Here is an 18547-nt window from a genome sequence, read left to right as displayed (position 1 = left end):
GAGCTCTTTTGGCAACCATTAAAGACATTGCCCGCGAAGCGGGTGTGTCTGCCGCAACCGTTTCAAGGGTTTTAAATAACGATCTGTCACTGTCCGTAAGCCCAGACACCAAAAGCAGAATTTTTTTGGTTGCCGAGCAACTCGGGTATAAGCCTACCCGGCTAAGGCAATTAAAGCAGAATACGGAACGTGCTGGGAAAACGGTCTCCCTCCTGCTGTGGTGTTCTATTGAGGAGGAAAGAGACGATCCGTATTACGCCTCGATCCGCCGTGGAATCGAACTGCGCTGTGAAGAGCTTGGACTGACGTTGGGCCAGACCTTGCGAGGCCGCTCATCCATCGGCACCCTGCAGAAGGCGGACGGTCTGATTGTTGTGGGCGGCGTTGATCCTGAAGAGGTATTCAAACTTCATCCTGACAAGAACACCATTGTCCTTGTCGACCAGTACCATGAACAGCTGGAGTATGATTCTGTACGACTTCATTTCCGGCAAGCTGTTGATCAGGCACTCGGACATCTACTTGAGCTTGGCCACCGACAAATCGGATTTATCGGCGGTAAGAGCGACGGTGAGCGAAGAGCGCATTATTTTGAACGATTCATGCGGGAACAGGGGTTGTACAATCCTCAATTCGTCCGTATAGGTGCCTGGAGTACCGCGGATGGTTATCTCATGATGAACGAGCTTCTAACCCAACAGGAACGACCGACGGCCTGCTTCGCTGCAAGCGATCCGCTCGCTATTGGTGCCCTCCGCGCCCTTCATGGACATGGAGTCAAGGTACCAGAGGATATGGCTGTTGTCGGCTTCGACGACATTGAGATGGCAGCCTTCGTGCAGCCTCCGCTAACCACCGTCCGTGCCTATCCTGAACAGATGGGAAAGGCTGCCGTGCAACTGCTCTCTGAACGGTTTGAGGGGCGTGAACCACCTGCGTATAGCGTGATCGGGACTAAGCTTGTCATTCGGGAGAGCTCATGCAAAAAAGGCTAAAATCAGTACTTGAGAGCCTTATTGTCATTGATCAGTATCCTTACGTAAAACAATAATGATAACCCCCTAAGGAGTGAATATCATGAACATTCATGTTAACGAGGCGCTTGGTTTGTTTCATTTGCAGTCCAAGGATTGCAGCTATATTATCCAGCTTGTAGAAGGATATCCCGCACATGTCTATTGGGGAGCTCAACTTCATCATGACCAAAGTCTCGCAAGTATATTGGAGCTTAGGGAGCGTTGCTCCTTCTCTCCCACTCCCGTTTCTTCCAGCCGTACAATTTCTTTGGACACGCTTCCACAGGAATACCCCCAGTATGGAACAAGCGACTTTCGTCAACCAGCTTACCAGGTTGCACTTGCGGACGGGACTCGGACTACGGAGCTGAAATATAGTGGTTACCGTATTGAACCGGGTAAACCAAAGCTCGAAGGACTTCCTTCCGTCTATACCGAATCGGATGATGAAGCCACAACCCTCTTTTTGATCCTTGAGGATCCATACTCTGGGCTTAAGACTACACTGCTCTATACTGTATTTGCGAATCACAGTGCCATTGCTAGGTCTACTCTTTTTGAACAAAAGGGAAGCGCTACCATAAATATTGAACACGCCATGAGCGCCTCTGTCGACTTCGCCGATTCCAACTACCAAGCTCTCTACTTACCTGGAGCCTGGGTTCGGGAAAGACATATCCAACGCCGCGATCTCGGACCCGGCTCCCTTCGGCTCGAGAGCCGAAGGGGTTCCAGCAGTCACCAAATGAATCCATTTCTGGCACTGCTTCGTCCTGATGCGACTGAAGATCGTGGGGATGTGTACGGTTTCAGTCTAATCTACAGCAGCAACTTCGTCGCACAGGCAGAAGTAGAGCAGTTCAATCAGACTCGTGTAAGTATCGGAATCAATCCTTTTGACTTCTCCTGGCGGCTTGAGCCGGGTCAGTCATTCCAGACCCCTGAAGCCGTATTGGTCTTTTCCGAAGAAGGTCTTGGGGGCATGTCACGCACCTATCACCGACTCTATCGCACACGTCTTTGCCGGGGGACTTACCGTGACAAAGAGCGTCCTATTCTCGTGAACAATTGGGAAGCCACGTATTTCGACTTCGACGCCGATAAAATCGAAGCGATTGCCAAGGAAGCAGGCCCCCTTGGAATTGAGCTCTTTGTTCTAGATGACGGTTGGTTTGGTAAGCGCGACAACGACGACAATTCGCTTGGGGACTGGTTTGAAGACCGTCGCAAGTTGCCTGGCGGGCTTGCCGACCTGGCCAAACGGGTTAATGAACAAGGATTACAGTTTGGCTTGTGGGTTGAGCCGGAAATGGTATCACCTGATAGTGAACTGTACCGCAACCATCCCGACTGGTGCCTGCATGCGGAAGGTCGGCGGCGGACGGAAGGCCGATCCCAACTGGTGCTCGATCTCTCCCGCAAGGAAGTATGCGACTACTTGTACGAGACGCTTAGCTCCGTATTCTCGATCGCTCCGATATCTTATGTTAAATGGGACATGAACCGTAACATGACGGAGATTGCTTCGGCTACAGCTCCTAGCGAACGACAAAAGGAAACTGCGCACCGTTATATGCTCGGACTTTACGATCTGCTGGAACGTCTGACTTCCCAGTTCCCGGACATCTTGTTCGAAAGCTGTTCCGGAGGCGGTGGACGATTCGATCCAGGAATGCTCTACTATATGCCGCAGACATGGACCAGTGACGATACTGATGCCATTGAAAGATTGGCTATCCAGTACGGCACAAGCATCGTGTATCCGGCCAGTACCATGGGCGCACACGTATCGAATGTACCGAATCACCAGGTGGGGCGAATCACCTCCCTCGCTATACGCGGCGACGTGGCAATGAGCGGGAATTTTGGCTACGAACTTGACCTAACTGCCTTTACAAATGAAGAAAAGGAGCTCGCTGCCAAACAAATCGCCCAGTATAAGGAAATTCGTTCCCTTGTACAGCAAGGAGATATGTATCGACTCCTTAGTCCATTTGAGGGCCGAGGCGACACGGCCTGGATGTTCGTTAGCGAGGACCAGTCCGAAGCTTTTGTCGCTTACTTCCGTGTACTAGCTGAACCAAATGGCCCCATCCGGCGACTAACTCTAAAAGGACTTGATCCAAATAAAAAGTATATAATCGAACACGGGGCGACGGGCAACTCTGAAGTCCATACGGGTAATACCTTAGTGGAAGATGGCGGTTCCCCCTTCCGCGTAGCATTTGATGGAGAAATTTTCGGAGGTGACCGCCTAATGAGAATTGGGCTTGTTGTCTCCGATCTCACTGGAGATTTCGCCAGCTCTACCTTCCGCCTTAAAGCTGTCTCCTGCTAGTCATGGACCAGCCAGTGACGATAAAAAAATTAAACAAGGCAGGCCGATTTTCCGGCCTGCCTTGTTTAATAACTTTGGTCCTTGTAGATTAAAGACACACAAGAGATTGCCAAGCAATTGATCATTTAATAGCATCCTTGACTTTGATTCTCCATATCATATGATCAGAGCCTGCTCCCCAATAATCTTTTAATAAATAATCAGGAGTTCCAAATTTCTTTTTCCATATTTTCTGCGCAATACGATATCCACTATCTGTAGTCAGGGTGAACAAGTACAGTTCCTACCTCGCACAAATTTTTAAATGTAGCATTGGTAGATTTACTTATTAGTTCACTTACTGGTCCATATTCAATAGAACCTATTATATGATTCCCATCTACAGCGATTAAGAAGTATCGTTGTTCACCGTGACTCTCAAAGTCACGTTCCAAATATAGCCTCTTAGTCTCAATTTCCTCATCTATGTCTTCCAGCATATGACCAATGCCTTCTTTAGCAAACGTGTCTATAATCACAATTCTAAACAATTCATTTATCATTTCAATGTCCTTAATTTCCGGCCTTCTGATTTCGACATTATTCATCTAATTTCAGCCGATGTACGATTCAGTACGAGACGCTTTGAAAGCACACGATTCGATAACTCCATCAGGCTTTTTATTTCATAAGTGGGTTGAATGCCAGACACGTTTGTTTTCCCAGCAGGGTTGAACCAGCAGGTATCGATTCCGTATTGGTTCCCTCCTTGAATATCCGAGGTCAAAGAATCACCGACCATGAGAACCTTACTTTTATCTGAAATGGCTAGCTTAGTAAATGCATAATCGAAAATACCAGCTTGTGGCTTTTGGCAACCCACTTCCTCTGAAATAATTACCTGCTCAAATACATCACGCAGCGGTGAAAGCTGAATTCTGGAGGTTTGCACCTCTTTGATTCCATTCGTAATGATCGCCAAACGACAATCAGACAGCATATCACATAATTCAACCGCTCCGTGCATCAAAAAAGCACCTTCACCCAAATAACGTAAATATGCTGCACTAAAGGCGTCTGGATTGAAATCTAGATCATGAATAGTAAATAATCGCTTAAACCGTTCCACACGCAGTTGCGCTGAGGTAATGTGTCCTTCCTCTGCCTCTCGCCACAACGCACTGTTGATTTCATCATAACTAGCTTTATACTCAGTGGCCCCTAGTGGCAATCCAAATTGGGTAAACGTATTATGTAGCGCATGACTCTCTGCCTTTTTAAAATCAAACAGCGTATCATCGACATCAAATAAAATAATTTCGTATTTCATAACGACCTCCGTATCATTGCTTTACTAAATTGTTCAGTTCTATGAGTCTTAGAGTTGTTTCTGATAGGGCATAAAAAACGGGAATTAGACTATCAATGTAACATGATCTCCCGGTTATTATACAGATCCTAGTTAAGCCGTCAAGTCACGACAACAAGGATGAAGTAATATTACCCAACAGTTTATTTACATTGTTTGTTTTATCAGATAAATCGAGATCGTATCTTTCTTCTAATATTTCGTCAATCTTGTTTATTGTTTATCATCTTCTATATGTTTTTGATTTTCTGGCTGTCCTAATTGAAATTAAAAGATTACCGTTGGAACTTATGATAACAATATTTCGCTAAAGTTGGATATTGGTGACGAACATGAACTGATTGATGATTTGAGCTAGTGAGAAGCGCATGCGTTTTGCCAAGCCGCTGACATATCGATTTATAAAAAGAGGAGAATGCTTCCTCAAGCTGCCCCTGATGAGACAAGCCTATAGGTAACCATTCTCCTTTTAAAAATTTAGTCTAATTGTTCTCCATTCGTAGCAATAACATTTTTATACCAATAAAATGATTTTTTCTTTATGCGACGTTTTGTACCTCTGCCCATATCGTCCTGATCTACATAAATATATCCATAGCGTTTTGACATTTGATTAGTTCCGGCGCTAATCATATCGATACAGCCCCAGCTCGTGTAGCCAAATACATCTACACCATCTGCAATTGCTTCTTTTACTTGTTTAATATGTTCTTTTAAATAAGAAATACGATAATCATCCTCAATTTTATCGCCCTCCTCTAATACATCTAAAGCGCCATATCCATTTTCAGCAACAAATAATGGTTTTTGATAAAGATCATACAATTGGTTTAAAGCAGTTCGTAGACCTTTAGGGTCAACCTGCCATCCCCAATCACTTGTTGGCAAATAAGGATTTTTAACTCCTCCTGTAAGTAGATTTCCTACCGCTCCTTCGATTCTTTCTGGATGTGCACTGACTGCGCTAGACATATAGTAGCTAAAGGACACGTAATCAACCGGATAATCTCTCATAATTTGTTCATCTTCGGGTTCTGTTTCCAGTACTACATTCTTTTCTGCAAGCATTTTAGCTGTGTAAGCAGGATAATAGCCTCTTGCCTGAACATCTGTAAAGAACAATGAGGTACGCTGTTTATCTACTGTAGCTTGAACATCATCTGGATCACAGCTATAAGGAACAAGCAACTGATAACTAACCATGCATCCTACCATTGCTTTAGGATTACTCTCTTTGCATGCTTTGGTTGCAAGAGCACTTGCTACAAATTGATGATGAGCGCCTTGAAATTTTGCTTGTTCAATATTAGGGTGATTTTCCTCAATAACCCCTAAACTTACATATGGGTGATGGGTCACACAGTTAATTTCATTAAAAGTCATCCAATATTTCACTTTGTTTTTATATCTGTCAAATACAGTTGAAGCAAAACGAACAAAGAAATCTATTAGTTTACGATTCACCCAGCCACCATACTTTGTTGAAAGGTGTAGTGGCATTTCATAATGAGATAAAGAAACAACAGGCTCTATTCCATACTTATTCAGTTCATCAAAAACACGATCATAAAACGACAATCCTTCCTCATTGGGTACTAACTCATCACCATTCGGAAAAATACGAGTCCAAGCAATTGACATGCGATAAGCTTTAAAGCCCATTTCTGCAAATAATGCGATATCTTCTTTATAATGATGATAAAAGTCTATCCCATGTCTTTTGGGATAATATTTTTTACTTGCAGGATCTTGAGCTTCTTCTATTTGCTTATGAGTCATTAAATGCCACTGATCTGACCATTGCTCTTTCGGCATCTTTTCATCAAACGTATATACATCAGCCAGAGAAAGTCCCTTGCCGCCAACATCACTTGCTCCTTCTAGTTGATTTGCAGCCGTTGCTCCACCCCACAAAAAATCTTCTGGAAATTTTGTTTTCATTTGAAACATGATAACCCTCCTATTAGTACATAGATCCTATGTCAACAAACTATTATTTTTATGAACAGAAATGCATTAAGAAACTCTAACAGGCTTTAATTGATGATCTCATCTTAGCTTGCAAGCGCCTTCTGTTCTTCTTTATATTTCTGATTGTCCATGATCTTAAAGAACGGGAAGTAAATAACAAAGGATACAGCAAACAAAATAAGTTGTAAGACGATCCCCGAGACACTGCCAGTCATCAGATATCCGCCTATAAGTATTGGCATTGTCCCAGGAGGCAACACACCAATGGGGCTCGCTACCCATCCATAATACATAGATAGATAGGTTATCAACACGCTAATAACTGGTGTTATAAGAAACGGAATCAAAATGATTGGGTTTAATACGATTGGCATACCGAAGATTAACGGTTCATTGATATTAAATAGTCCGGGTCCAATGGCTAGTCGTCCCATTTGCTTCAATTGTTTACTCTTAGAAAAGAAAAACATTGCGAGCACAAGACCAAGTGTTGCACCGGATCCACCGATAAAGATAAGATATCTAAATTCTGCCGTAACAATATTATCGACGGGTAATCCTGCTGCGTAGGCAGCTGCGTTCTCTGATGTCAACTGTAACCAGATAGGTAACATGACAGAACCTACAATTGTAGAACCATGTAACCCAATCGCCCATAACAAATTGATTAATAAGAATACAAAGATTGTACCAACTAGGCTTGTACCAACATTGGTTAAAGGTTGTTGTAGAAGTTTTGCGACGATAGTGTGAACGTTTTCAAAATGAGTAAAGTTTTCAACAAGTAAACGTATAACCCATACACTCACGATGACAATAAAACCTGGAATAATTGCTGTAAAGGATTTTGCAACAGTGGGCGGAACTCCATCTGGCATTTTGATAACAATATTCTTTTGAACGACCCTACGGTAAATTTCTGTCGAGAAAATTGCAATAAGCAATCCTACGAATAAGCCTTGACTCGAAAAGTAATTAACATTCATTGCTGTTGTGACCACTTTATCTACCGTAAAAGTTGTATTAGGCGTGACAACAAAATACGAACATAATGCTACAGCCCCTGAAGCAAGTGGGTCCACTTTATAACTCTCAGCTAGCCTATATCCGACAGCAAAGGTAGCAATTAATGCGACCAGATTAAATGTACCATTGTAAGGATAAAGTAAGGTTGCTTTGATATCTGGATGAGCTTTTAAGAAGTTTATATAAGCTGGAATTGGCAGATTTGCTAAGATTAGAAACACGGAACCGATAATAATAAATGGGATTGTTAGAACCATTGCATCGCGAAGTACTTGTAAATGCCGTTGACCAGCAATTTTGCCTGCAATTGGCATTACCTTTTCTTCTAAAAACTCAGTTATTTTACCCATAACATCGTGTCCTCTCCCGAAGATGTAATTTCTTGTAGCGATGCCACTTCTATTTGGCTTGAACAATCTCTATTTTGAACGCTTATATAGCTCGATCATTTCTGTAACAAGCAGTGAAATGGTTTCTACACTCATGAGTTGGTCTTCTGCATGCATTAATATCAGTGAGAAATCAAGTTGCTCTCCATTTGCTTCTCTTTTTACTAATGAAGAATGCGCTCTATGTCCTTCTCTAAAAAATTGCTTTGACTCTTCTAACTTTCCTTCTGCTAATTGAAATTCTCCTTCTTTTGCCGCATAAAGTGCCTCAATTACTAAGCTTTTAGCTGTACCTACGTTACTAATAATGTTAAACGCCACCGTATAGTATTCTTCTTTTACCATAACTTCTCCCCTCTTATCTTTTATTGTTTAGTAACAAATTCTTAATTCAAATCCTTTGTTATTTGCTTTTTATTAACTGTAATGCATCTTCTAACACTTTTTCACCGTTCATCATACCGTAATGTTGCATATTAATAGCTTCAATAAAAATATTTTTATCTGCCAATTTAGTTTCTAATTGCTTTTTCAAATATTTCACCTGAGGCCCTAATAATATGACGTCTACATTTCTCTCTTTCAAAGTAAATTCAATTTCAGAAGCCGATTTGGCAAAAATATCTACTTTTATGCCTTTTTCCTCAGCTGTTTTTTGCATTTTCGTTACTAATAAACTTGTACTCATTCCTGCTGCACATACTAACATAATTGTATTCATAATCTTTTCCCCCTTAAATTCCTTCATTTACTGAACAACTTAAGTTTACAATTAAATCGCTTTCTTTTTAACCGAACCTTTTTCCAAAAACAATAGGAAACGTTTGTGGTGTAAAAAACGGCTCCTTGTTGTTTCAGTTTAGTAACTGCATGATTTCTTCCACGGAGTCTTTGGCAAGAATTCGTTGGACAATCTCCTTATTTTCTATAAGCGAACCGAGTTTCTTATACATGTTTTCTAAATCGACATTGTTTCCTTCTTTAATGTTTAACAAACAAATCAACTGTACCATTTGCTTATCGTTCCATCGAATTGGGCGTTTTAACGTACATATGGTCCAGAAAGTTTCTGTCGTAACGGGAAGAGTCGGATGTGGAATGGCTACTAGATTACCAAAACTTGTTGGAGCCAATGCCTCCCTTTCTAATACTAAAGATACATAATCATCAGGTACAAGACCTTGTTTAACCAACTTACTACTTAAAAAATGAATAACGCTTTCCTTTGTTGTTAATTCTTTTTTCACAAACACCCGGGATGGCTCAAGATAAGTATGAGCTTCTCTTTGCTGTTCTGAAGAGGATAAGAGGTTCCTGATTCGATTTAGATCCTTATCATCTAAAAAGGTATTTACTACATAGACGGGTACCCCTATATCCTCTTTGATCGGAACTGTACTGATTATAAAATCTATAGAGGATAAATCGGCTTCTGCTAATTTATAATAACTGATTGTATTTACAATTTGTAACTTATTTTCAAATAAATTAATTAATCGATAATACAGTAATTTTGCGCTTCCGACACCTGAAGCACATACAATAATCACTTTTTTTATCTTGTTGTTTTTATTTTTCATTCTTTCTAAAGCAACTCCAATGTGTAAAGCGATAAAAGCCACCTCATGTTCTCCGACTTCTAAATTCAAAAAATTATTAATACACTTGCTGGCTATAAGAGCTCCTTCAAATGCCGCTGGATAATTTACTTTAATTTCATTTAATAAAGGGTTTCTAATGTTCATTTTGTACCTAAGTCTGTTCATTGCAGGCCTAATGTGAAGTGTGAGTGCTTGAATGAATTCAACGTCATGATTGAAATCCCAATTTAATTCTTTCTGTAATTTATTCAGAATACAACTCACAATGGATCCGACTTCATCCAACTTACTGTACTCTGACAAACTTTCTTTTGGAAGCAATTTAGTACCTACCAAATGGGTAATAACATAATTGATCTCCGAATCAGGAAATAGCAATCCTGTAATGTCTTCTATTTCTTTGACAATTTCATGGGCCACTATTTCTTCGAAAGGGTAGTCTTTTTGTAAATATACCGACGGATTATCAATTAAAAATCCCTCTTCGATTCTCTTACAAGCAATAATTAAATGAATAGCAAGGTTTTCTAAAGAAATATCTGATATTTCAATTTTGTATTTGTTTACTTTTTCGATTATTACTTCTTTAATTTTCTTGTATTCCTTTTTATCAAATAAAGGAAAGTCCTCATGAGATTGATCGAAGTTTTCTTCTCTTTTGTATAAATAATTTGATAAACATGTTCGTTTCATAAATTCATCACCCTCTATATACAAGCCGTAGTGGGGGCGATTTACTAAATTCAGGTTGTACTTTTCCAGTATTTTTCGCACTTCTTTTAAATCGTTTTGTATTGTAGATTTAGATACAAACATTTCTTCTTCAATAGTCACTAATTTTATATAGCTATTTTCTAACAAGAAACGGCTCAACAAATAAATAACTCGGTTATCTTGTTCAGAAAAGTCAATTGTAGAATGACTGAGTTTATCATTAGTTAAGTCATTGAAATTTTGATTAAACAAATCTTTATCGGTAATTTTTATGTCGTATCCTTTTCCCCTAATCAATTCTAAATTTAGACCCATTGGAGCAGACTTAATTTGTATATATTTCAAATCATTACGTATGGTTCGATCACTAACATTTAATTCTTTAGAAATCCATGCAGCAGTAACAGGATGATTAGAACTAATTAAGTATAAGAGTATTTCTTTTTGCCGTTTTGAAAACAATCTTATCCCTCTTTCTTTAAACTTACTTATTAAATTTAAGTCATGGAAATGACAGACGGAGTGTCATTTAGAATTCACAGTATTACTAATTTTATTCTCTGTCAAACAAATCACCGAACATGGCAGTGACATCCGAAGAAAACACTCGATATAAGCTCTGTTTGGGCGCAGCATGAAGTCAATTGCTAATGACCTTATTAAACGTGATTACAAGTTTCGTCAACCCCATGTTATACGCCTTTCCTAAGCTCAGTTATGATCTTTGTTAACATCAAAAAAGTCGACTCCTTATTAAATAGGAATCGACCGTTTAAAATCTTAGTGATCATCATTAATCCATTTTGCTAATGTTTGATCAAAACAATGAGGTTCTTCAAACATCGGGTTATGCCCACTATATTCAAAAATCACTTTTTTCACGTTCTCGTAGGTGTCATCGACCCTATCCCATAATGAAACAGGTGCAACCAAATAATCATACCTTCCCAAACCAATAAATACGGGTTTATGGATATCCGCCAGGGATTGTATCAAATTCATGTTACCAAAAGCTTCTCCCCATAAATAATCAATGATAGGCATGTTCGTGTACACATCATTCCACGTGTAAGCCGCATCATAGGCATAATCATAAAAGCTTTGGGCTCCCATTCGTATACACATGTGAACAAACCTTCTATCAGGGTCTCTTTTGATATCTTCCTCTAATAAAACAATGTCCTTTTCAAAACGTTCCTTTCTTTCTGGACTGGCCGTTTCATAAAAGAATGAAGCGCTTCGCCGCTGTCTTTCCTGGCTGTTCGTAGGTGCTGAATTTAAAAGCACCACTTTTTGAACATAGTCCGGGTATTGTTTAGCATATTCCAAAGCCATAAAGGCATGCCCGGAATGTCCTAATATGATAAATTCGTTTAGATTAAGGCATTGTCTTGCTGTTTCTATATCATTAATAACTTTATCCAAAGTATAGTCTTCTGGTTTTAAAGCTCGAGTCGGTTTTGCAAACCCTCTATGATCCAGAAAAATAAACTGAAACTTTTTATATAAATGGTCTGAAAATAAGCGAGGATAATATACACTACTGCCGATCACCAATATCGGCCTTCCGTTACCTGTTATAGCATATTTCAGCTCAAATCCATCACTAATAACTGTTTGATAAGTGCTCATTTATAATCTCCTTTTCTTTTTTAAATCACTCCCTTTCCTTTGTGTAATTCCCTTGTATTCTCCATAGAACGTTCCAACACTTCAACTCACCTCAGAAAGTACATTTATTTTTAGGAGAAAAGTTTAACATGGTTTTTTCAAAAACAAAACTGGGTTATTTTTGTCTTACTTGTCTTGACTTATGGGATCCATACTGGATTTTTGACAAGCACATCTTTTGTGAAACAAAAAAAACGCGATAATGGTCATACCCCTGTCAAGTAGACAGAACTAAAAAGACATCTTTAAGCAGCAACCGTTTCTCGGTATTCAATCGGGGAACGGTTGTTTAATTTTTTCTGAAATCTATTTTCATTATAAAATGAAATGTACTCCCGTACGTGTTGTTCTACCTCCGCTAGGGTTCCGGGTTTCGTTAAATAAATCTTCTCTGTTTTAAGATGGGAAAAGAAGGATTCTATACAGGCATTGTCTAGGCAATTTCCACGCCTTGATTACTGCTCTTGCCCTGACATTTATTAATCAACTAATTATTTTTGTTCTGGGTCCCAAGATCGCCGCAGGCAGCACACTGCCTCTTTTGGAAACTGTTCAGTTGATTGAATTGGCAGAAGTGTTCGAACGCATGGATGCACTTTTCACCTTGCTCCTCTTTCTTGGCTTAATTATTAAAATGGTCGCATTTTTTAATAGTGCTGTGATAGGGCTTGAAAGAATAACTAAAATTGGATTTAAAAAATGGGTTCTGCCTCTCGGGGCTCTCATTTATGGGCTTTCATTTCTATCCCCTAACTACACTCATCATATTATGACGGGTCGGAAGACTGTGGTTACTTTTTGGTTTCCTGTTTTTCAGTTTATCCTCCCATTATTGCTTTTTATAGTAATAGTTATTAGAAAAAGAAAGAAGCTAAAAAAACAGCCTGCTTCGTAATTCAGCCTCTTTTACTGTACATTTTCTATTTCATCGGCACGATGTGAATTGTTCCATCCTCGCTAAACTCTGCGTAGGCGATTTCGTCGATACTATCATATCCCTGCTCGCGCACCTTTACTTTAATCTCTTCAATATCGATTGACTTCCCACGCATAGATTCGTTCAGGAGCTTTCCTTTATCAATGACTGTTACAGAAAAAAGGTCAGGCTGTGCATCTATTCCCATATCCTGAGCGGCGGGTGGCTCGTATTCGGGTTTGCGCATGACTGACAATGAACCATTCGTTTCTAACGTGGCGTACCAGACCTCACGAAGAGAAAAAATATTTTGCTGGCGTAGCATGGAGAGCAGCTGGGTAAATTCTATATCATATTTTTCAAGCATCTCTTGATTGACCTGGCCCTTATCCACGAGTAGCACTGTTCGACCTTCTGCCATATATCCAAATTTCACAAAACGGGTCGTCGCCTTTTCAAAAAAGTAGGCCAGCGCGCACCATAGTGCCAAAGCAAACAAAAGCTGCCCAATGGTCACCTTATCGTCATATAACGTATTTCCCACAATTTCGCTTAACACCAATGATGTTAGGAAATCGAGTGGTGTTAACTGACTGAGTGTTTTTCGACCTGTAATAAAAGTAATGATCCACAAGCCAAAAAAGCTGATGATCAATTTGACACCAATCGTAACAAATACCTCCATAAATAGGCCTCCCGGAAGAAGTTGTTTTCCTTATGTGTTATTTACACCTGTCTACCTCAGCATAAACAGAGGGTTATTCCTAAAATGTCCGATTAAAAAAGCCCGCTACCAACTAGAGGCAGCGAACTTTAATTATGGCTAGTATATAATCTTAATCTTTCAGATGTTTATCAAAAAACTTCTTAACAACGTCCAATATATGTGGCTGGGTAAAGGCAATATGCCAGCTCCCGTAATTTTGTACATAGTAACATCATTGCCCGCTAGCATGGACTCTGGAGACATGATTATCTACTTTTCACAAGAAGCTGAATCGCTTCTTTAACCAGCTTATCCGTGTCTCCTCCTGCCTCTTGCTCTTCCAATATACATCGTTGCAGATTCTCTGCTACAATTTGGGCAATCGCTTTATCTGATGCGTTACGTACGGCAGATAACTGGCTAACGACGTCTTTGCACGATTTACCTTCATCCATTAAACGAAGTACCCCACGTACCTGTCCCTCAATCCTCCTCAGGCGCGTTTTCAGTTCATCACTGTAATTGTAATCCATAAGTAATGCACTCCTTTTTTGACTTACCATATACACGTATAGGTATATTATAAACCAAAAAAATAAATAGGATACCCTAAATAAATAGATTCACCTTCCCCTGCGAAGCATCCCCCAAGTAGGCGGCTACTCCAGCATATTCCAAACCGTCGATTAGCTCTTCTTGCTGCAGTCCTAACAAATCCATGGTCATGGTACAGGCGACGAGCTTGATCCCCTGCTCTCGTGCCAACTCTATAAGCTGCGGCAAGGAAAGCGCATTGTGCTTTTTCATGACATGCTTGATCATCTGTGGACCGAGTCCGGCAAAATTCATTTTGGATAGTGCAAGCTTTTTGGGTCCACGAGGCATGATCCAGCCAAAGGCTTTTTCGAGCATTCCCTTATTGGTGCTCACGATTTCATCCTTGCGCAGCGTATTTAGCCCCCAAAAAGTAAAGAAAATAGTTACTTCATGATCATATGCTGCCGCTCCATTCGCAATAATGAATGCAGCAATCGCCTTATCCAGCTCCCCGCTGAATAATACAATCGTTGTTTTGGACTGAACATGTTCTTGATTATTTGTATAAATTCCTGCTGTTGTACTCATATGGATTCGCTTCCCTTAGTTTCTCCAGCCCATTCGGATATGCCTGAAAGCACAGATTTGACTTTTTTAGCGCCTTTGGAAACTAAGAACTGACAAGCCATTTCACTGCGTGCTCCAGCTTGGCAAATCACTGCGATCTCTTCTTCCAAGTTCAGCTCAGAAAGTCTGTTCTCCAGTTCGCCAAGAGGGATGTGCTTAGATCCAGGGATATGTTTAAGCGCAAATTCAGCGGGTTCACGAACATCAAGCAAAATGAAGTTCTCTTTTCCAGAACATTTTGCTTGTAGCTCTTCATGGCTTATCGTAGAAGAAAATATTTGCTCCTTCTTCACTTCAGCCGGATTTGCTTTTCGTAAATAATGTCGCATTACATCTCCTTCTTGGAGGGTGCCCAAATATTGATGTCTGGTGTTTTTAGCCCAGCTCTGAAAATCGGCTAATGAACCTTTGTCAGTCGCCTGAACCTCTATAATCTTTCCGGGAACGAGCTCATTCATAGCCTTTTTTGTTTTTACAATAGGCATAGGACAAGCTAGCCCTTTGCAATCAAGAATATGATCTGCTTGGATATTGTTAGTTGATGACATTCTATAACCTCCGCCTGTTTTTTGAGGGGACTTAGTTTAGTTAAATTTCTTTATACATATACCCCTATGGGTATTAGAATAACGAGACTCGCTTCTCTTGTCAACTTATTTGGCCGTTTTTTCTCAGAAGCAAATGAAATCATGTCTTAAACAAAATAAAATTAAAAGCAAAAAAAGCCGCGCAAAAACGCGACTCTAATACATAAACCAAAATTAATCGTCTTTTTTCATCAGTTCTGGTAGATCCAGCGACATCGAAATATTACACAGCATACCTCTGGCGAGAAAAAGCATCGTTCTTTCCATTGCTTGTTCAATACCTGCCCGTCGGAAAGCATCATAAACCGTCGTATGAATTTCACGGAATCCTTGCTGCATCACGCTTACAACCTCATCCTCGCGGATCGTCTGCGCCTGCATTTGCAAAAGTGTTTCATTGCGGTATTCCATCATAATTTGCGAATAGGCTGCAATTAGCTCTTGCTCGAGCTGTTCAGATGAGGCCGAATGAATAACTCTGTGAAAAGAGTCTATGATACGTGCAAATGAAACCTTCAAGGCTTCAACAAGCAACGCTTCCTTGGTAGCGAAAAAACGAAAGACATAGGGCTGAGAAATATTGGCCCGTTCCGCAACTTTGGCTGTTGTAGCTCGGTAGTAGCCCATCTCTGCAAACACTTCAATGGCAGCAGATATGATTTCCTTTTGGCGATTTATAGATGTTGACGTAGCTTTAGCCATGTTTTTTTCATCCTTTAATTTAGCACAGTTTTCTGATTAGTGATTAATCAATTACTAATCAGTATAAACGACATAACCTAAAAATGCAATGAGTTTGAACAAAGTCGCCCCGCAATTCTGACGGAAACGACTCTCTTATATACATCCAATTATGGCGTCTTAGAGTTAAAATATAATCGGATATAATTGACCTTTTGCGTTTTGGTTTGATAGGAAAATACTAAATAATAACTAAGTCCTGATGTGTTATTGATCGTATAATTAGCTTCTGCTGTGTCAGGTATGTCTCTAGAGGTGTCAACGGTTTCCGTAGGTTGGCCCAATTCGTCAACAACTTGTTTGATAAGCAACTTCTTATAGTCTGGATCGGAAGATGTGATTTCTGTAACTTTATCGCTTCCATCCAGCACGATGTCTGTATGATACTTAGCGTAGCTTCTCATAGGACCTGTAGAACCTGACTCGGATTTCCCCCACAGCTCAAATAACAGATCGCTGCTAGTTCCCAAGCCAAGACCTTTAGGCAAATTCGGTAAGGTCCCCTGCTTGGCTGCGCTGAATATAGCGGCTGCGGAGCTGTGTTTACTGTGAGATGAAGCTGTACTACTGGCAGGTTCTTGATGGGTAGAGGTTGAGCCTTGCCCATTAGTATTGGGATCCGTGTTTTGATCTGTAGAACTAGCAGGTGGTGTGACTGTTTCTGCTTTAGTAGGAGCAGTTGATTTTGCTTCCCCGCTATTGCTGCATCCTGTCATCACAGCAAAACCTATAGCCAAGAAAGCACTAGTGGTGATTAGCTTGCAAGCCAACTTTTTACGATCATGAGATTGATGTGTATGCTTCATTATAAGATCACTCTTTCCTTGTTCATGGGTACAAAGCAAGTGTAACCGAACCTCGTTTCCAGAATACCTCTACTTGTATCCAACTTGTAAACAAGGACATTGATGATTTTCTAACATACCCTATTTACGACCGTAAGCTCCCAGCTGTTGTTTAGAAAAGGAGTAAGGAGAGTCACTCTTCTTCAACCATATATTCCCTTTAATGATGAAGATGTATACAGCAAAAACAAAGTAGATCGTACCCGCAATCCAGTCTATTGCCGTTGGGATGTCTCGCTGTACTATTTCATGAATATACCAGATTCCGACTGGAACATGCAGGAGAAGTGCCGTAAACAAGCCAGGATTATATAAGGTTTTTGCTTTAATATTGACAACGATACCGTGCCAAACGACCTGAAAGAATCCCATAAAAATTGGTGCGAGTCCAAGCCAGACTACTTGCGGGAACCATACGGGGAGCAGATAAAACACGTAGGCAATTGCCACATTGATAATCATCGCTGATTGAGTGTTTAAGGGGTAATGATCCGGTGTATCACTTTTAAACATAACATTGTTAAATAAACCAGCAAAATATCCAGGCCAGCGGTACTCCTCAAATTGATGAAATAATATAGCTACAAAACTCAACCATAACATGCCTGTTATATCCGAAAGGATAGCTGGATTCATAAGTAAAACAATACATACAACCACACCGATTATAGCCCCTGCATCTTGCCAATATTTTCTTAAAAAATTCATATTAGTCACCCCTATGATTTATTTTTGATCAAAATATCTTTCGAACAGCAGATTTAATTGTTCCTCTATTGAAGGTATTTCCACAACTGCCCCTGATTCAAGAATCGGACTCATCAGTGCAGGCAGAAAAATAGCTCCAAATATTTGCAGCATCATCGCTAACAAGCGCTCCGGCTGTTGCTCACCTGTCAGCTCCTTGATCGTGCTCTGAACCTTTGGAAATCCCATGATGTTTAAAAACCTTCCGTATTCCTGTTGAGATGTAAAGGGCGTGCTGCCCATGGCAATAATTCGCGAAAGAAGCTCTGGATATTGACGAATGACCTGTAGATAGTTAAGTAAAAATTGTTTCAGTCTATCTTGGGGGGGCATCGCTGTATTGTCCAAAATAGAAAAGGTGTGCTGAAAGCCATTTAATATCACTTCAATAGCTTCACTGAGCAGATTTTCCTTGGAGCCAAAATAATAATTAACTAAAGAAATATTAGTAGCAGACAGGTCGGCAATTTTTCTGATTGTAACCGCCTCAAAACCTTCCTTTTGAATAAATTCCAGCGTAGCGTCTAAGATTTTTTCTTTGGTTTGTTGTTTTTTGTCTGGGTGATTCATGTTCTTCCTCCTCCTGTTTCGTCCAATCATAACGGATGAATGAAATACACAACTTTATATAAGTAACTTTTCAAACAACAATTAAAACATTGTTTAAATTATTGTTTGAACTCAGTTTAGCACTTTATATTTCACAAAACAAGGGGCGATCTGAGATTTAGGTATAGAAAAACCCGCAAAACGAATAAGATCGTTTG

General features: G+C 40.2%; 18 protein-coding genes and 2 pseudogenes. 3 read left to right on the top strand and 17 right to left on the bottom strand.

Annotation, left to right across the window (positions count from 1 at the left end; translation table 11 throughout):
* Nucleotides 1-8: 8 nt before the first annotated feature.
* Entirely contained in the window at nucleotides 9-995 is a 987-nt protein-coding gene (locus tag ACUUJN_RS12490) for a LacI family DNA-binding transcriptional regulator (RefSeq protein ID WP_025723649.1), read from the top strand.
* Nucleotides 996-1077: 82 nt separating this feature from the next.
* A complete protein-coding gene (locus ACUUJN_RS12485; RefSeq protein WP_076265394.1) occupies nucleotides 1078-3354 on the top strand; it encodes an alpha-galactosidase in 2277 nt (758 codons plus the stop codon).
* A 121-nt stretch (nucleotides 3355-3475) separates the two neighbouring features.
* On the opposite strand, the pseudogene ACUUJN_RS12480 reads toward ACUUJN_RS12485, so the two are convergent.
* The 9 genes and pseudogenes from ACUUJN_RS12480 to ACUUJN_RS12440 form a co-directional block, all read right to left on the bottom strand.
* Nucleotides 3476-3941 (bottom strand): annotated as a pseudogene (locus ACUUJN_RS12480) (GNAT family N-acetyltransferase).
* The gene (locus tag ACUUJN_RS12475; RefSeq protein WP_053325417.1) at nucleotides 3938-4663 is read right to left on the bottom strand and encodes a YjjG family noncanonical pyrimidine nucleotidase; all 726 of its coding nucleotides are present in this window, start codon (nucleotides 4661-4663) and stop codon (nucleotides 3938-3940) included. The pseudogene ACUUJN_RS12480 and the gene ACUUJN_RS12475 overlap by 4 nt, the downstream one beginning before the upstream one ends.
* Nucleotides 4664-5179: 516 nt before the next feature.
* Entirely contained in the window at nucleotides 5180-6652 is a 1473-nt protein-coding gene (locus ACUUJN_RS12470) for a glycoside hydrolase family 1 protein (protein WP_197032078.1), read from the bottom strand.
* Between the two features lie 104 nt (nucleotides 6653-6756).
* On the bottom strand, nucleotides 6757-8049 hold the full coding sequence (gene celB, locus ACUUJN_RS12465; protein WP_023988562.1) for a PTS cellobiose transporter subunit IIC: 1293 nt from the start codon (nucleotides 8047-8049) through the stop codon (nucleotides 6757-6759).
* Nucleotides 8050-8118: 69 nt separating this feature from the next.
* A complete protein-coding gene (locus tag ACUUJN_RS12460) occupies nucleotides 8119-8433 on the bottom strand; it encodes a PTS sugar transporter subunit IIA (protein WP_023988561.1) in 315 nt (104 codons plus the stop codon).
* Between the two features lie 58 nt (nucleotides 8434-8491).
* Nucleotides 8492-8809 carry a PTS sugar transporter subunit IIB gene (locus ACUUJN_RS12455; RefSeq protein WP_023988560.1) on the bottom strand — a complete coding sequence of 106 codons (318 nt, stop codon included), beginning with the start codon at nucleotides 8807-8809 and terminating at the stop codon, nucleotides 8492-8494.
* A 133-nt stretch (nucleotides 8810-8942) separates the two neighbouring features.
* On the bottom strand, nucleotides 8943-10865 hold the full coding sequence (locus ACUUJN_RS12450) for a BglG family transcription antiterminator (RefSeq protein ID WP_484669682.1): 1923 nt from the start codon (nucleotides 10863-10865) through the stop codon (nucleotides 8943-8945).
* 318 nt (nucleotides 10866-11183) lie between these two features.
* Nucleotides 11184-12035, bottom strand: coding sequence for an alpha/beta fold hydrolase (locus tag ACUUJN_RS12445; RefSeq protein WP_484669681.1), 852 nt, complete (start codon nucleotides 12033-12035; stop codon nucleotides 11184-11186).
* 284 nt (nucleotides 12036-12319) lie between these two features.
* Nucleotides 12320-12529, bottom strand: a pseudogene (locus tag ACUUJN_RS12440) (IS3 family transposase); the annotation flags it as partial.
* Here ACUUJN_RS12440 and ACUUJN_RS12435 point away from each other — a divergent pair.
* Nucleotides 12529-12969 (top strand): GerAB/ArcD/ProY family transporter, encoded by a 441-nt coding sequence (locus ACUUJN_RS12435; protein WP_231517176.1) that lies wholly within the window; start codon nucleotides 12529-12531, stop codon nucleotides 12967-12969. The pseudogene ACUUJN_RS12440 and the gene ACUUJN_RS12435 overlap by 1 nt on opposite strands.
* Before the next feature lie 25 nt (nucleotides 12970-12994).
* Here ACUUJN_RS12435 and ACUUJN_RS12430 read toward each other — a convergent pair whose 3' ends face one another.
* From ACUUJN_RS12430 to ACUUJN_RS12395, 8 genes are all read right to left on the bottom strand, one after another.
* The gene (locus ACUUJN_RS12430) at nucleotides 12995-13675 is read right to left on the bottom strand and encodes a YetF domain-containing protein (RefSeq protein ID WP_028541320.1); all 681 of its coding nucleotides are present in this window, start codon (nucleotides 13673-13675) and stop codon (nucleotides 12995-12997) included.
* A 287-nt stretch (nucleotides 13676-13962) separates the two neighbouring features.
* Complete coding sequence (locus tag ACUUJN_RS12425; RefSeq protein WP_013310304.1) at nucleotides 13963-14229, bottom strand: metal-sensitive transcriptional regulator; 267 nt, start codon at nucleotides 14227-14229, stop codon at nucleotides 13963-13965.
* Nucleotides 14230-14305: 76 nt separating this feature from the next.
* Complete coding sequence (locus ACUUJN_RS12420; RefSeq protein ID WP_049828400.1) at nucleotides 14306-14821, bottom strand: DsrE/DsrF/DrsH-like family protein; 516 nt, start codon at nucleotides 14819-14821, stop codon at nucleotides 14306-14308.
* Complete coding sequence (locus ACUUJN_RS12415; protein ID WP_484669680.1) at nucleotides 14818-15408, bottom strand: sulfurtransferase TusA family protein; 591 nt, start codon at nucleotides 15406-15408, stop codon at nucleotides 14818-14820. The genes ACUUJN_RS12420 and ACUUJN_RS12415 overlap by 4 nt, the downstream gene beginning before the upstream one ends.
* Nucleotides 15409-15621: 213 nt before the next feature.
* Nucleotides 15622-16149 carry a TetR/AcrR family transcriptional regulator gene (locus tag ACUUJN_RS12410; protein ID WP_028541323.1) on the bottom strand — a complete coding sequence of 176 codons (528 nt, stop codon included), beginning with the start codon at nucleotides 16147-16149 and terminating at the stop codon, nucleotides 15622-15624.
* Between the two features lie 149 nt (nucleotides 16150-16298).
* Complete coding sequence (locus tag ACUUJN_RS12405; protein ID WP_076295945.1) at nucleotides 16299-16994, bottom strand: DUF4309 domain-containing protein; 696 nt, start codon at nucleotides 16992-16994, stop codon at nucleotides 16299-16301.
* A 120-nt stretch (nucleotides 16995-17114) separates the two neighbouring features.
* Nucleotides 17115-17741 (bottom strand): HXXEE domain-containing protein, encoded by a 627-nt coding sequence (locus tag ACUUJN_RS12400; RefSeq protein WP_023988548.1) that lies wholly within the window; start codon nucleotides 17739-17741, stop codon nucleotides 17115-17117.
* A gap of 18 nt (nucleotides 17742-17759) precedes the next feature.
* Nucleotides 17760-18350: a TetR/AcrR family transcriptional regulator gene (locus ACUUJN_RS12395; protein ID WP_023988547.1), complete on the bottom strand. Its 591-nt coding sequence runs from the start codon at nucleotides 18348-18350 to the stop codon at nucleotides 17760-17762.
* Between the last annotated feature and the right edge of the window lie 197 nt (nucleotides 18351-18547).

It is taken from the genome of Paenibacillus sp. LRG-1 (assembly GCF_057220305.1).
This window is presented reverse-complemented; position numbering and strand designations above follow the sequence as displayed.

Bases quoted from the DNA above. Each gene is read 5' to 3' on its own strand.
- ACUUJN_RS12430 (WP_028541320.1), bottom strand. From the start codon at position 13,675: ATGGAGGTATTTGTTACGATTGGTGTCAAATTGATCATCAGCTTTTTT.
- ACUUJN_RS12460 (WP_023988561.1), bottom strand. From the start codon at position 8,433: ATGGTAAAAGAAGAATACTATACGGTGGCGTTTAACATTATTAGTAAC.
- ACUUJN_RS12415 (WP_484669680.1), bottom strand. From the start codon at position 15,408: ATGTCATCAACTAACAATATCCAAGCAGATCATATTCTTGATTGCAAA.
- ACUUJN_RS12395 (WP_023988547.1), bottom strand. From the start codon at position 18,350: ATGAATCACCCAGACAAAAAACAACAAACCAAAGAAAAAATCTTAGAC.
- ACUUJN_RS12405 (WP_076295945.1), bottom strand. From the start codon at position 16,994: ATGAAGCATACACATCAATCTCATGATCGTAAAAAGTTGGCTTGCAAG.
- ACUUJN_RS12425 (WP_013310304.1), bottom strand. From the start codon at position 14,229: ATGGATTACAATTACAGTGATGAACTGAAAACGCGCCTGAGGAGGATT.
- ACUUJN_RS12470 (WP_197032078.1), bottom strand. From the start codon at position 6,652: ATGTTTCAAATGAAAACAAAATTTCCAGAAGATTTTTTGTGGGGTGGA.
- celB (WP_023988562.1), bottom strand. From the start codon at position 8,049: ATGGGTAAAATAACTGAGTTTTTAGAAGAAAAGGTAATGCCAATTGCA.
- ACUUJN_RS12445 (WP_484669681.1), bottom strand. From the start codon at position 12,035: ATGAGCACTTATCAAACAGTTATTAGTGATGGATTTGAGCTGAAATAT.
- ACUUJN_RS12410 (WP_028541323.1), bottom strand. From the start codon at position 16,149: ATGGCTAAAGCTACGTCAACATCTATAAATCGCCAAAAGGAAATCATA.
- ACUUJN_RS12455 (WP_023988560.1), bottom strand. From the start codon at position 8,809: ATGAATACAATTATGTTAGTATGTGCAGCAGGAATGAGTACAAGTTTA.
- ACUUJN_RS12485 (WP_076265394.1), top strand. From the start codon at position 1,078: ATGAACATTCATGTTAACGAGGCGCTTGGTTTGTTTCATTTGCAGTCC.
- ACUUJN_RS12475 (WP_053325417.1), bottom strand. From the start codon at position 4,663: ATGAAATACGAAATTATTTTATTTGATGTCGATGATACGCTGTTTGAT.
- ACUUJN_RS12400 (WP_023988548.1), bottom strand. From the start codon at position 17,741: ATGAATTTTTTAAGAAAATATTGGCAAGATGCAGGGGCTATAATCGGT.
- ACUUJN_RS12420 (WP_049828400.1), bottom strand. From the start codon at position 14,821: ATGAGTACAACAGCAGGAATTTATACAAATAATCAAGAACATGTTCAG.